Annotated in this window: 12 protein-coding genes; 11 read left to right on the plus strand and 1 reads right to left on the minus strand. The window is 68.1% G+C overall.

Annotation, left to right across the window (positions count from 1 at the left end; all coding sequences use genetic code 11):
- Positions 1-13: 13 nt before the first annotated feature.
- Positions 14-1,333 carry an MFS transporter gene (locus ACFVTE_RS17635; RefSeq protein ID WP_387102551.1) on the minus strand — a complete coding sequence of 440 codons (1,320 nt, stop codon included), beginning with the start codon at positions 1,331-1,333 and terminating at the stop codon, positions 14-16.
- A gap of 226 nt (positions 1,334-1,559) precedes the next feature.
- Here ACFVTE_RS17635 and ACFVTE_RS17640 point away from each other — a divergent pair, with 226 nt between their 5' ends.
- The 11 genes from ACFVTE_RS17640 (at position 1,560) to ACFVTE_RS17690 (ending at position 12,436) form a co-directional block, all read left to right on the plus strand.
- Positions 1,560-2,426, plus strand: a complete 867-nt coding sequence (locus ACFVTE_RS17640; protein WP_387102552.1) for an IclR family transcriptional regulator — start codon at positions 1,560-1,562, stop codon at positions 2,424-2,426.
- Positions 2,427-2,584: 158 nt separating this feature from the next.
- The gene (locus tag ACFVTE_RS17645; RefSeq protein ID WP_387102554.1) at positions 2,585-3,466 is read left to right on the plus strand and encodes a shikimate dehydrogenase; all 882 of its coding nucleotides are present in this window, start codon (positions 2,585-2,587) and stop codon (positions 3,464-3,466) included.
- Positions 3,466-5,394: a bifunctional sugar phosphate isomerase/epimerase/4-hydroxyphenylpyruvate dioxygenase family protein gene (locus tag ACFVTE_RS17650; protein WP_387102555.1), complete on the plus strand. Its 1,929-nt coding sequence runs from the start codon at positions 3,466-3,468 to the stop codon at positions 5,392-5,394. The genes ACFVTE_RS17645 and ACFVTE_RS17650 overlap by 1 nt, the downstream gene beginning before the upstream one ends.
- A 31-nt stretch (positions 5,395-5,425) precedes the next feature.
- Positions 5,426-6,328 (plus strand): protocatechuate 3,4-dioxygenase subunit beta, encoded by a 903-nt coding sequence (pcaH, locus tag ACFVTE_RS17655; RefSeq protein ID WP_387102556.1) that lies wholly within the window; start codon positions 5,426-5,428, stop codon positions 6,326-6,328.
- Complete coding sequence (pcaG, locus tag ACFVTE_RS17660) at positions 6,321-6,911, plus strand: protocatechuate 3,4-dioxygenase subunit alpha (RefSeq protein ID WP_387102558.1); 591 nt, start codon at positions 6,321-6,323, stop codon at positions 6,909-6,911. The genes pcaH and pcaG overlap by 8 nt, the downstream gene beginning before the upstream one ends.
- Complete coding sequence (locus ACFVTE_RS17665; protein ID WP_387102560.1) at positions 6,908-8,416, plus strand: lyase family protein; 1,509 nt, start codon at positions 6,908-6,910, stop codon at positions 8,414-8,416. Before pcaG ends, ACFVTE_RS17665 begins: the two co-directional genes overlap by 4 nt.
- Positions 8,409-9,227: an alpha/beta fold hydrolase gene (locus ACFVTE_RS17670; RefSeq protein WP_387102562.1), complete on the plus strand. Its 819-nt coding sequence runs from the start codon at positions 8,409-8,411 to the stop codon at positions 9,225-9,227. The genes ACFVTE_RS17665 and ACFVTE_RS17670 overlap by 8 nt, the downstream gene beginning before the upstream one ends.
- Complete coding sequence (pcaC, locus tag ACFVTE_RS17675) at positions 9,224-9,679, plus strand: 4-carboxymuconolactone decarboxylase (RefSeq protein WP_387102564.1); 456 nt, start codon at positions 9,224-9,226, stop codon at positions 9,677-9,679. The genes ACFVTE_RS17670 and pcaC overlap by 4 nt, the downstream gene beginning before the upstream one ends.
- 134 nt (positions 9,680-9,813) lie before the next feature.
- Positions 9,814-11,046 (plus strand): thiolase family protein, encoded by a 1,233-nt coding sequence (locus ACFVTE_RS17680; RefSeq protein WP_387102565.1) that lies wholly within the window; start codon positions 9,814-9,816, stop codon positions 11,044-11,046.
- Between the two features lie 3 nt (positions 11,047-11,049).
- Entirely contained in the window at positions 11,050-11,751 is a 702-nt protein-coding gene (locus ACFVTE_RS17685) for a 3-oxoacid CoA-transferase subunit A (protein WP_387102567.1), read from the plus strand.
- Between the two features lies 1 nt (position 11,752).
- Complete coding sequence (locus ACFVTE_RS17690; protein ID WP_387102568.1) at positions 11,753-12,436, plus strand: 3-oxoacid CoA-transferase subunit B; 684 nt, start codon at positions 11,753-11,755, stop codon at positions 12,434-12,436.
- Positions 12,437-12,555: the final 119 nt, after the last annotated feature.

The raw sequence follows: 12,555 nt of genomic DNA on the forward strand, positions 1-12,555 counted from the left end.
TGCTTGAGTTGGGCTACTTGAGGCCGAGCTCCTTGGTGGGAACCTTGAAGGTCTCCTTGGCCGTCAGGGCCGAGACGGCGGCGATGACGCAGATGACAGCGGTGAAGATGCTGATCTGCACCCAGCCGCCGGGCTTAATGCCGCCCATGGCCGCGACGATGGCCGGGGCGAAACCGGCCATGAGGAAGCCGAGCTGCGTGCCGATGGCCAGGCCGGAGAACCGTACCTTGGTGCTGAACATCTCGGCGTAGAAGGACGGCCAGACGGCGTTTGCGGCTGCGTAGCCACAGGAGAAGAAGGCGATGGCGGCCAGGAACATCAGCGGCACGTTGCCGGACTCGAGGCTTAGCAGGAACAGCGGGGCCAGGGCCGCGCTGGACAGGGCGCCGTAGATGTAGACGGGCTTCCGGCCGATCCGGTCGGCCAGCTTGCCGAAGAGCGGCTGGGTGCCCAGGGCGACGAGGTTGGCGCCAACCACGAGCCAGAGGGTGATGGTGCCGTCCACGCCGGCGACAGTCTTGGCGTAGCTGATGGCGAGGGTGCCGAACACGGTGGAGACGGCGGCGATGAAGGCACAGCAGATGACGCGGAGGACGTCCCGCCAGTGGGCCTTCAGAAGGTCGGCGACGGGGAGCTTTGCGATCTGGGCCGACTTTTGGGCTGCCTCGAAGGCCGGCGGCTCGTGCAGGGAGCGGCGGATGAAGAACGCGACCATGACAACCACGGCGCTGAGCCAGAACGGGACCCGCCAGCCGATGCCGTACTTGATCTCGTCCGGCAGGGCGAGGACCGGAATGAAGACGAGCGCCGCCAGGATCTGGCCGCCCTGCGTGCCGGTCAGGGTCCACGAGGTGAAGAAGGAGCGCTGGTTGTCCGGAGCGTGCTCCAGGGTCATGGAGGATGCGCCGGCCTGTTCGCCGGCGGCGGAGAGGCCCTGGCAGAGGCGGGCCAGCACCAGCAGCGCCGGAGCCCACCAGCCCACGGTGTTGAAGTCCGGCAGGCAGCCGATCAGGAAGGTGGAGGCACCCATGAGGACCAGGGTGAACATCAGGACCTTGCGCCGGCCCACCCGGTCACCGAAGTGGCCCAGGATGACGGCGCCGACGGGCCGGGCGATGTAGGCAAAACCAAACGTCGCGAAGGACATGATGGCGGCATTGGCGTCCGCATTCGGGAAAAACACGTGCGGGAAGATCAGGGCGGCTGCCGAGCCGAAGATAAAGAAGTCGTAGTACTCGACGGCGCTGCCGAGGAAGCTGGCAAGGGCTGCCTTCTTCGGTGTCCCGGCCGGGGCAACAGTGCCCGGCGCGGCGGACGGGATGGTCTGGCTCATGGTGTTCCTTCAGGGGGACGACGTTGTCGCGGGATGTATCAGTGATCGCGGCCGCCGTCCGGGTTGGGGAAGGGGCGGCTGGCGGTCGTTGGAAAGACCGGGACTCAGTAGCCACATGGTGAGAGCTACTTGTGCGATACAGCAATGATCGCTGTGAGGGCAGTCACCTGTCAAGAAACATGCTCACGATCTAGAAATAGCTCTCACATTGTGGCAACATCGAGTTATGAGTGTGAAGGAAGCCACAGGCGAAAACGCCTCCCCGGAAACCCCCGTTGAAGCGGGCGCCCCCGCCGGAGCAGATGCCCCCGCTGACGCCGCAAAGCCCGCCAGGGGGGAATCCCGCACCGACATGGTGGGCAAGGCCCTGGGGCTGCTGGTCCTGCTGGGGGATGAGCCCCGCGGTGCCAGCGCAGCGGAGATCTCGCGGCGCGCGGACCTGCCCTTCAGCACCACCTACCGCCTCCTCGGCTCGCTCACCCGTGACGGGTTTGTGGACTACGAGCCGGATGGCCGGCGCTATCACCTGGGCCTCCGCATCTTCCAGCTGGGCCAGGCGGTCTCCAACCACCACGGCTTCGCCGGCACCGCACTGCCCATCCTGCGCAAGGTCACGGAGCAGACGGGCGAGGCCACCATCCTCTCGGTCCGGGACGGCATCCACCACCTCACCGTGAACAAGGTGGACGGCCCGCAGACCTTCCGTGTAACCAGTGACCCCGGCTTTCTCGGTGCGCTCCACACCACCTCCGTTGGCAAGGCGCTCGTGGCGTTCGCTGAGGATGAGGACCGGGAAAAGCTGCTGGAGGAGCTCCCGCTGGAGCCGCTGACAACCCTCTCCATCACCGACCGCGACGCTTTCCGCGCTGAGATCGAGAAGGTCCGGCGGCAGGGGTATGCGGTCATGGATGAGGAAAACGAGCTGGGCATGCGTGCCATCGCTGTGCCGGTCTTCAACTCCCAGGGCATCGCCTTTGCCTCCCTGGCCACGGCTGCTCCGGTGTTCCGGCTCAGCGTTGAGGCGATGGAGGCGCTGGTCCCCCTCCTGCAGGCGGCCGCCGTCGAGCTTTCCGCCCGGCTGCCCCAGCGCTAACCGCGCCTAAAACAAGCCACCAAAAAAACCTTGTTCGCATCTAGAACAAGAGTGCATCATATGAACTTTTCCTGTACCGTTATCCATATCACCTGGCCAGCCCGGGGCGCAGCAGGCGCCCGAACCGGCCGAGTGCCGTTGTCAAAGGAGCCGCACGCATGAGCAATCGAACCGAGTCCTACCTCATAGGACTTGTCGGGGATGGCGTGATGCCGTCGCTCTCGCCCTACATGCACGAACGCGAAGGGGACGTCCAGGGCGTCCGCTACCTGTACCGGCCCATCGACCTGCACGAGCTCGACCTGCCGGCCACCGCCGTCGGTGATCTGCTGCAAAGCGCCTACCGGATGGGCTTCAACGGACTGAACATCACGCACCCGTGCAAGCAGCTGGTCCTCGAGCACCTCGACGAGATCGCCCCGGACGCCGAACGCCTGGGCGCCGTCAACACCGTGGTCATCCAGGACGGCCGGTTCATCGGCCACAACACAGACTTCTCCGGCTTTGCCGCGGCCCTCGCTTCCGGACTTCCGGACGCCAAGCTGGACCGCGTGGTGCAGCTCGGAGCGGGCGGTGCCGGATCCGCCGTCGCCTACGCCCTCCTCACGGCCGGCGTGCAGACGCTGGAGCTCGTGGACATGGATCCGGCGCGCTGCGCCGAACGCGCCGCCGAACTGGCCGGCTTCTTCCCGGACCGCACCGTCACCGCACGCACGACGGCGGAGCTGCCGCAGCTGATGCCCGCCGCCGACGGCCTGGTGCACTGCACCCCCGTGGGCATGGCCGCCCACCCCGGCACTCCGCTGGACATGGCCCTCGTCGAGCCCCGGCACTGGGTGGCGGACATCGTCTACCGCCCCATCGAAACCGAGCTGGTCCGCGAGTCGCGGGCCAAGGGCTGCCAGGTGCTCGACGGCGGACGCATGGCCGTGGGCCAGGCCGCAGACGCCTTCCGCATCTTCACCGGACTCGAACCCGACGCCGAACGGATGCGCGCCCACTTCCTTGAGCTCATCGCGGCCGAAGAGGTGGCCGTCTGATGCGCACCGGAATCGCCACCGTCTGCCTCTCCGGCACGCTGAAGGAGAAGATGCAGGCCTGCGCCATCGCGGGCTTCGACGGCATCGAGATCTTCGAGCAGGACCTGGTCACCTCGTCGCTCAGCCCCGAGGACGTCCGCAAAATGGCCGCCGACCTGGGCCTCACGCTGGACCTCTACCAGCCGTTCCGCGACTTCGACAGCGTGACCGAGGACCTGCTGGCGGCCAACCTCCGCCGGGCCGAGGCCAAGTTCCGGCTCATGTCCCGGCTGGGCATGGACACCATCCTGGTCTGCACGAACGTCGCCACCGCCACCATCGATGACGACGACCTCCGCGCCGCGCAGCTCGCCGCCCTGGCTGACCTAGCCGGCGAGCACGGCGTCAAGGTCGCCTACGAGGCACTGGCCTGGGGCAAGTACGTCAACGACTACGAACACGCCCACCGCCTCGTGGAAAAGGTGGACCACCCCAACCTCGGCACCTGCCTGGACTCCTTCCACATCCTGTCCCGGGACTGGGACACCGCGCCCATCGAGAACATCAGCGCGGACAAGATCTTCTTCGTGCAGGTGGCCGACGCCCCCAAACTCTCCATGGATGTGCTCTCCTGGAGCCGGCACTACCGCGTCTTCCCGGGCGAGGGTCAGTTCGAGCTCGCCAAGTTCATGGGCCACGTGGTCCGCGCCGGCTACACCGGGCCGGTGTCGCTCGAGGTCTTCAACGACGTCTTCCGCCAGTCCGACGTCGAACGCACCGCCGTCGACGCGATGCGCTCGCTGATCTGGCTGGAGGAGCAGAGCGCCAAGTGGCTGGACACGAACGCGCCGGCCATCTACGGAGGTGCCGCCGGCACTGTTGCTGGTGGTCCTTCGGCGGCTGCCCGCCGTCGTTATCCCATGGAACTGGCCACCCTTCCCCAGGTGGCGGAACCCGCCGGCTTCAACTTCGCCGAGGTCAAGGCCGCGGACACCGGGGTACTGGAAAAGGTGCTCGGCCAGCTCGGGTTCGAGTTCAACGGCCGCCACCGCACCAAGGACGTCCAGCTGTGGACCATGGGCCACGCCCGGGTGATCATCAACGAGCAGGCCCCAGAAGCCGCCGAGCCGGCGATCGCAGCGCTGGGGTTCGACGTCGACTCCCCGGTGATCGCCTCCGCCCGCGCCCAGCAGCTCAAGGCCCCCGTGGTTCCCCGGAAGAGCCAGGCCAACGAGGAAGTGTTCCAGGGCTTCGCCGCCCCCGACTCCACCGAGATCTTCCTGTGCCAAGGCAACCCCGATGGCACGGCTGCCTGGACGCGTGAGTTCGGTGAGGGGCTCGAGGTGCCCTCCGGCGCCCGGACCGCGGTGATCGACCACGTGAACCTGGCCCAGCCGTGGCAGCACTTCGACGAGGCTGTCCTTTTCTACACGAGCGCGCTGGCGCTGGAGCCGCAGCCGTACGCCGAGGTGGCCAGCCCCAGCGGCCTGGTCCGGTCGCAGGTCATGCAGACCTCGGACCGGGACGTGCGCCTGGTGCTGAACCTGGCCCCGGTCATCCAGCAGGACGGCGCGGACTCCGGTACCGCCCCGCGGAAGACCTACCAGGAACACATCGCCTTCGCGGTGGATGACCTGGTGGCCACCGCCCGCGCCGCCCGCGACCGGGGACTGGCCTTCCTGCAGATCCCGGAGAACTACTACGAGGACCTGGACGCCCGCTTCGACCTGGACCCCGAGTTCCTGGCCACGCTCCGGGACCTCAACCTGCTGTACGACCGCGACGCCGACGGAGAATTCCTGCACTTCTACACCGCCACGGTGGGCAGCGTGTTTTTCGAGATGGTGGAACGCCGCGGCAACTACGACGGCTACGGGGCGCCCAACGCTCCGGTGCGCCACGCCGTCCAGTACGACCACCTGCACCGCCTGACCCAAACCAACCGCTGATTGCCCAACCACAGATTGAAAGGAGGCTGCTGTGCCTGAAGACGTGAATCTCGCAACGTACAACGCCGACGCGCTGACCGAGGACCTGTCGGATGCAGTACCCGCAACCCCGCCCGCCCCGACGGCCGCCCTCGCAGGGAAGCCGCGCGTGGAAACCCAGCAGGATCTCACCGCGGAGATCAAGGCCCTCGGAGACGCTTACGCCCGGGCCCTGAAGGACGGTGCGGTGCCGGAAACCCAGCCGCGCCTGGACTTCCCGCCCTACCGCAGCAGCCTCCTGCGGCACCCCACGAAGAGCCTGCACCACGCTGACCCCGAAACCATCGAGCTGTACTCCCCGGCGTTCGGCCACCAGGACGTCCACGAGCTGGAATCGGACCTGACCATCCAGCACAACGGCGAACCGCAGGGCGAGCGGATCATCGTCCAGGGCAAGGTGCTCGACGGCGACGGCCGCCCGGTTGCCGGCCAGCTGGTGGAGATCTGGCAGGCCAACTCCTCCGGTCGCTACATCCACAAGCGCGACCAGCACCCCGCACCGCTGGACCCCAACTTCACCGGCGTGGGCCGCTGCATCACCGGCCCGGACGGCACCTACCGCTTCGTCACCATCAAGCCCGGCGCCTACCCGTGGAAGAACCACCTCAACGCGTGGCGTCCCGCGCACATCCACTTCTCGCTGTTCGGCACGGAGTTCACGCAGCGCATCGTCACCCAGATGTACTTCCCGGGCGACCAGCTCTTCCCGCTGGACCCGATTTACCAGTCGATCGTGGACCAGGATGCCCGCGACCGCCTCGTGGCCACCTACGACCACGACCTGACCGAACCGGAATGGGCACTGGGCTACAACTGGGACATCGTCCTGACGGGTTCCAAGCGGACCTGGACCGAGAACGAGGCGCTGGGCGCGGAAGGCGACGACCATGAATAACTCCACCAAGCTTGTTCCCACCCCAGGCCAGACCGTGGGCCCGTTCTACGGCTACGCGCTGCCCTACAACAAGGACCGCGAACTGCTGGCCCCTGGATCCCCGGGCTCCATCCGCCTCCAGGGCACCGTCTACGACGGCGCCGGGCACCCGATTCCGGACGCCATCCTGGAGATCTGGCAGCCGGACGCCGAGGGCAACATCGTGCACCGGACCGGTTCGCTGGTCCGCGACGGCTACACCTTTACCGGTTTTGGCCGCAGCGCCGTCGGCAACACCGGCGTCTACACCTTCACCACCGTGAACCCGGGCCCCACCGAGCCCGGCGCCGCTGCCTTCATCTCGGTTGCGGTCTTCGCCCGCGGCCTGATGAACCGCCTCTTCACCCGCGTCTATCTGCCGGAGAATGAGGAAGCACTGGCGAAGGACCCGCTGCTGTCCTCGCTGGAGCCCGAGCGCCGCAAGACGCTGATCGCGCGCCGCGACGCCGACGGCGGGCTCACCTGGGACATCCGCCTCCAGGGCGAGGGCGAAACCGTCTTTCTCGACTTCGAGGGAACCGGAACCGGGGGCGCCGCAAAGTGACCGGCTTCCAGGCAGCAGGCCCTGGCGGGCTTGGCGACGTTGGCCTGCTCAGTCCCGTGTCGGCGTCGCCCCTGGTGGCGGCCCTGACCGGTGACCGGGCCGTCCTCGCGGCGATTCTCGCCGTCGAGGCCGGCTGGGCCGCCGTGCTGGAGCAGCATGACCTCGCTCCCGCCGGTTCCGCTGCCGTGGTGTCCCACGCCGCCGACGCCTCCCGGTACGATCTTGCCGATATTTCCCGGCGGGCGCAGGGGGGTGGAAACCCGGTGATCCCGCTGCTGGCAGACCTCCGGAGCCAGGTCAAGGCGCTGGACGTTGCTGGCGTTGGAGCCGCGAAGGCCGTGCACACCTCGCTGACCAGCCAGGACGTGCTGGACACCGCCCTGATGCTGGTGGCGCGGAATACTGCTGAGGCGCTGCTCGCCGACGTGAAAGGCACGACGGCGGCGCTCGCCCGGCTGGCGGAACAGCATGCGGACACGCTATGCGTCGGCAGGAGCCTGACCCAGCATTCGCTGCCGTTCACGTTCGGGCTTCGGGCCGCGCAGTGGTTCCACGGGCTGGCGGCCGCGGCACGCCGGCTCGAGGCGCTGGAGCTGCCGGTGCAGTTCGGCGGCGCGGCGGGCACGCTCGCCGCCGGGACAGTGCTCACTTCAAAGCCAGTGCTCACGCCGGGTTCCGCGTCGGACCCCTTCGCGCTCTCGGACGCACTGGCATCGCAGCTGGGACTCGCCGCCGCACCCGCGCCGTGGCACACCAACCGGCTGGCGGTGACGTCGCTCGGCGACGCCGTTGCCTCCGTGGTGGATGCGCTCGGCAAGATCGCCGCGGACATCCTGTTCCTGAGCCGTCCCGAGGTGGCCGAAGTGGCCGAACCCCGCGCCCCCGGCCGCGGCGTTTCCTCGGCAATGCCGCAGAAGCAGAACCCCGTGCTGTCCGTGCTGGTCCGCAGCGCCGCCCTGCAGGCCCCCGGCCTGGCGGCACAGCTGCACCTTGCCGCGGCCACCTTCAACGACGAACGCCCCGACGGTGCATGGCACACCGAATGGCCGGCCCTGCGCCAGCTGCTCGCTTTGGCCCTTGGCGCCGCCGGCCATGTGCGGGAACTCGCGGAGGGGCTGCAGGTCTTCCCCGACGGCATGCGGCGGAACCTGGACCTGTCCGGCCCGCTGCTGCTCAGCGAAGCAGTCTCCGCCGCGGTGGCGCCGCTTCTGTCCGCCGGGGAAGCCGGCGCTGTCGGATCTAACGGCGACGGGAATCAGCAGCTGCAGGCCGTCGTCGACAAGACGCTGCAGGCGCCGCCGGCCGAACAGGCCGCCACGTACCGTCGGCTGCTTCGTGAGGCCGTCCCCGCGGACAGGCTCACCGACGCACAGCTCGAGGAGCTGCTCGACCCCGCCAGCTACCTCGGCCAGGCGGCCGAGATCTCGCGGCGGATCCTGGCAGCTTTCCCTGATCTTGCTCTTACTTCAACCGAACCAGACGGAAACGGAGATTCCCGTGGCTAAACCAGCAGTGAAGGCAGTGCTGCTTTCCCCCCAGCGCGCGCTGGGGGATAAACCGCTCCTGATCGTCGGGCCGTCGCTCGGCACCTCCTCGGTGCTGTGGACCCAGGCCGGCTCGCTCCTGGGCAGCGATTACGACGTCGTCGCCTGGGACCTGCCCGGCCACGGCGTCTCTGCCCCGGCCGCCGAAACGTTCAGCGTCGCCGACCTGGCGGACGCCGTCGTCGAGCTTGTTGACTCGATCGCCCCCGGCGAGAAGTTCCACTACGCCGGCGTGTCACTCGGCGGGGCCACGGGCCTGCAGCTGGGCATCAAGCATGGCGACCGGCTCAAGAGCCTCTCCGTGCAGTGCTCCGGTGCCAAGATCGGCACCCCCGAGGGCTGGCTGGAACGCGCCGAGACCGTCCGCACCCAGGGCACGCCGGTGATGATCCAGGGCTCGGCCGAACGCTGGTTTGCGCCCGGGTTCATGGACCGCGAACCCGAAGTCAGCAGCCGGCTCCTGCACTCCCTGCGCGACACCGACCGCTTCAGCTACGCGTTCTGCTGCGAGGCCCTGGCCGGCTTCGACGTGCGCGAGCAGCTCGGCAGCATCAGCGTCCCCACGCAGGCCGTGGCCGGTGCCGCGGATGCGGTTGCGCCGCCGTCGTTCGCCGAAGAGGTAGCCGCGGGCATCACCGCCGGCGGCGGCACCGCGTCCGCCGTCACGGTCGAGGGCGTGGCGCACCTGGCCCCCGCCGAGGCGCCGGCCCACGTGGCGGAACTGATGCGGAGCCTCATTTCCTGGGCCGAAACCCGGGGAGCCGCCAAGTGAGCGGCGCCGAACGAAACGGTGTGGTCCAGCCGGACGCCACCAGCCAGGAGATTTACGACGGCGGCATGGTGGTCAGGCGCGAAGTGCTCGGCGATGCGCACGTGGACCGGGCCAACGCCAAGAAGGACGCCTTCACCGAGGACTTCCAGGACATGATCACCCGCATCGCGTGGGGCGGCATCTGGACCCGTCCGGGCCTGCCGCGCCAGATGCGCTCCGCCGTCACCATCACCGCCATGGTGGCGCACGGGCACTGGGAAGAACTGGCCATGCACATCCGCGCGGCCATCACCAACGGACTGAGCAGGGACGAGATCAAGGAGATCCTGCTGCAGACCGCCATCTACTGCGGAGTCCCCTCCGCCAACACCGCCTTCAAGACAGCCCAGCAGGTGTTCCATGCAATGGACAATGCAGCAATGGACAGCGCCGCAACGGATGACCCGCACTAGGCAACTTGCACCCGACAGCCCCGTGCTCACCAACACCCCCACCCCACCCAACTAAGTAGCAGCAGAGGGCGTTCCCAGCCCTCAGAACCCCCTGAAGTGCTACCCAGTTGGGACCCAGACAACTCGAGGAATTCATGAACCAGGCTTTTGTTTACGACGCCGTACGCACGCCGTTCGGTAAGTTCGGCTCCGGCCTTGCCGGGGTCCGTCCCGATGACCTTGCCGCGCACGTGATCGGCGAGTCCGTGCGCCGCGCTCCGGGCTTGGACGTGGAGCGCATTGATGAGGTGGTGTTCGGCAACGCCAACGGCGCGGGCGAGGAGAACCGCAACATTGCCCGGATGGGTACGCTGCTGGCCGGGCTGCCGGTCTCGATCCCGGGCACCACTGTGAACCGTTTGTGCGGGTCGTCGCTGGACGCGGCGATCATTGCCTCACGGCAGATCAACACCGGTGACGCCGACCTGGTCCTGGTGGGCGGCGCCGAGTCCATGTCGCGGGCTCCGTGGGTGCTGCCCAAGACGGAGAAGCCCTACCCGGCCGGCGACATGACCCTGGCCTCCACCACGCTGGGCTGGCGCCTGGTCAACAAGGCGATGCCGAAGGAGTGGACCATCTCCCTGGGCGAGGCCACCGAGCGTTTGCGCGAGAAGTACGGCGTGACCCGGGCGCAGCAGGACGAGTTCGCCGCTGCCTCGCACAACCTGTCCGCCGCGGCGTGGGACGAGGGGTTCTACGACAACCTCGTCGCCCCCGTCCCGGGCACAGACCTGGTCCGCGATGAAGGCATCCGCCCGGGTTCCTCGGCGGAGAAGCTGGCCGGTTTGAAGACCGTGTTCCGGCCCGAGGCCGACGACGCAGCATCGGCGGGCACCAAAGGCGGGACCGTCACCGCCGGAAACGCGTCGCCGCTGTCTGATGGTGCCTCCGCGGCGTGGATCGGGTCCGAGAACGCGTCCTCGATCCTGGGCCTGGAGCCGCTGGCCCGGATCGCCGGCCGCGGTGCGCACGGCAACGACCCCCAGTTCTTCGGGTTCGCCCCGGTGGAGGCGGCGAACAAGGCCCTCGCGAAGGCGGGCATCGGCTGGGACCAGGTGGGCGCCGTCGAACTTAACGAAGCGTTCGCCGCGCAGTCCCTGGCCTGCATCAACGCCTGGGGCATCGACCCGGCAATCGTGAACCGGCACGGCGGCGCGATCGCGATGGGCCACCCGCTGGGCGCGTCCGGCACCCGCATCCTGGGCACCCTCGCCCGTTCCCTGCAGGCCTCCGGGCAGCGCTGGGGTGTGGCGGCGATCTGCATCGGGGTCGGCCAGGGCCTCGCCGTTGTGCTGGAAAACGTGACTGCTTCTACAGGAAAGGCATAGGCGATGCTGAATTTCATTGACACGGTCGGCGAGGCCGTCTCAGCCGTCAAGGACGGCTCCACCGTGATGATCGGCGGGTTCGGCAACGCCGGCCAGCCGTTCGAACTGATCGACGCGCTGCTGGAGTCCGGCGCCACGGACCTGACAGTGGTGAACAACAACGCCGGCCAGGGCGACCAGGGCCTCGCGCTGCTGATCAAGGAAGGCCGGGTCCGCAAGATGATCTGCTCCTTCCCGCGGCAGTCCGACTCCTGGCACTTCGATGCCAAGTTCAAGGCCGGGCAGATCGAACTCGAACTGGTGCCGCAGGGCAACCTGGCCGAACGGATCCGCGCCGCGGGTGCCGGGATCGGCGGATTCTTCACGCCCACCGGATACGGCACCATGCTGGCCGAGGGCAAGGAAACCCGCATCATCGACGGCCGCGGCCAGGTGTTCGAGACGCCCATCCACGCCGACGTCGCGCTGATCAAGGCGCTGAAGGCTGACGGCGTGGGAAACCTGGTTTACCGCAAGACGGCCCGGAACTTCGGCCCGATCATGGCAGCCGCCGCGAAACACACGATCGTGCAGGTCTCCGAGATCGTGCCCACCGGTGTGCTGGACCCGGAAAACATCGTGACCCCCGGCATTTACGTCAACAGCATCGTCCGTATCGATTCCAGCGGTGCAGCCGCCGCCGGCAGCACAGAACAGGTGGCCTGAGATGAGCCTTGTAGAAACGTCCATCCAGACGTCCGAAACACCGCTGGGCCGCGACGACCTCGCCCGGCTCGTGGCCCGCGACATCAAGCCGGGATCGTTCGTGAACCTGGGCATCGGCCAGCCCACCCTGGTCTCGAACTACCTCAAACCGGAGCAGAACATCACGCTCCACACCGAGAACGGCATGCTCGGCATGGGCCCGGTGGCCACCGGCGACCAGATCGATGAGGACCTCATCAACGCCGGCAAGATCCCCGTCACCGAACTGCCCGGCGCGTCCTACTTCCACCACGCCGACTCGTTCGCGATCATGCGCGGCGGGCACCTCGACATCTGCGTCCTCGGCGCGTTCCAGGTCTCCGCGACCGGCGACCTCGCCAACTGGCACACCGGCGCACCCGACGCCATCCCCGCCGTCGGCGGCGCCATGGACCTGGCCACGGGCGCCAAGGACGTCTTCGTCATGATGACCCTGCTGACCAGGGAAGGCGCCTCCAAGATCGTGGAAGCCTGCACCTACCCCCTCACCGGTGTGGGCTGCGTGACCCGCGTCTACACCGACAAAGCCGTCTTCCTCACCGGCCCCGACGGCGTCCGCGTCCGCGAAACCTTCGGCTGCACCCTCGAAGAACTCCAGGCCCTGGTGCCCGTCCCCCTCACGGCCGCCCCCGCCGTCGGGCAGTAACGCGCTTCCCTTCCCAGCGCGAACTGGCAGCAAATGACCGCAACCCCGGGTTTTGGGGGCATTAGCTGCCAGTTCGCGCGTGCGGGGAGGGGCCGTAACTGTCCGTTCGCGCCGATTAG

This window comes from Arthrobacter sp. NPDC058097 (assembly GCF_042884885.1).
Classification (GTDB): domain Bacteria; phylum Actinomycetota; class Actinomycetes; order Actinomycetales; family Micrococcaceae; genus Arthrobacter.

Bases quoted from the DNA above. Each gene is read 5' to 3' on its own strand.
- ACFVTE_RS17635 (WP_387102551.1), bottom strand. From the start codon at position 1,333: ATGAGCCAGACCATCCCGTCCGCCGCGCCGGGCACTGTTGCCCCGGCC.
- ACFVTE_RS17640 (WP_387102552.1), top strand. From the start codon at position 1,560: ATGAGTGTGAAGGAAGCCACAGGCGAAAACGCCTCCCCGGAAACCCCC.
- ACFVTE_RS17645 (WP_387102554.1), top strand. From the start codon at position 2,585: ATGAGCAATCGAACCGAGTCCTACCTCATAGGACTTGTCGGGGATGGC.
- ACFVTE_RS17650 (WP_387102555.1), top strand. From the start codon at position 3,466: ATGCGCACCGGAATCGCCACCGTCTGCCTCTCCGGCACGCTGAAGGAG.
- pcaG (WP_387102558.1), top strand. From the start codon at position 6,321: ATGAATAACTCCACCAAGCTTGTTCCCACCCCAGGCCAGACCGTGGGC.
- ACFVTE_RS17680 (WP_387102565.1), top strand. From the start codon at position 9,814: ATGAACCAGGCTTTTGTTTACGACGCCGTACGCACGCCGTTCGGTAAG.
- ACFVTE_RS17685 (WP_387102567.1), top strand. From the start codon at position 11,050: ATGCTGAATTTCATTGACACGGTCGGCGAGGCCGTCTCAGCCGTCAAG.
- ACFVTE_RS17690 (WP_387102568.1), top strand. From the start codon at position 11,753: ATGAGCCTTGTAGAAACGTCCATCCAGACGTCCGAAACACCGCTGGGC.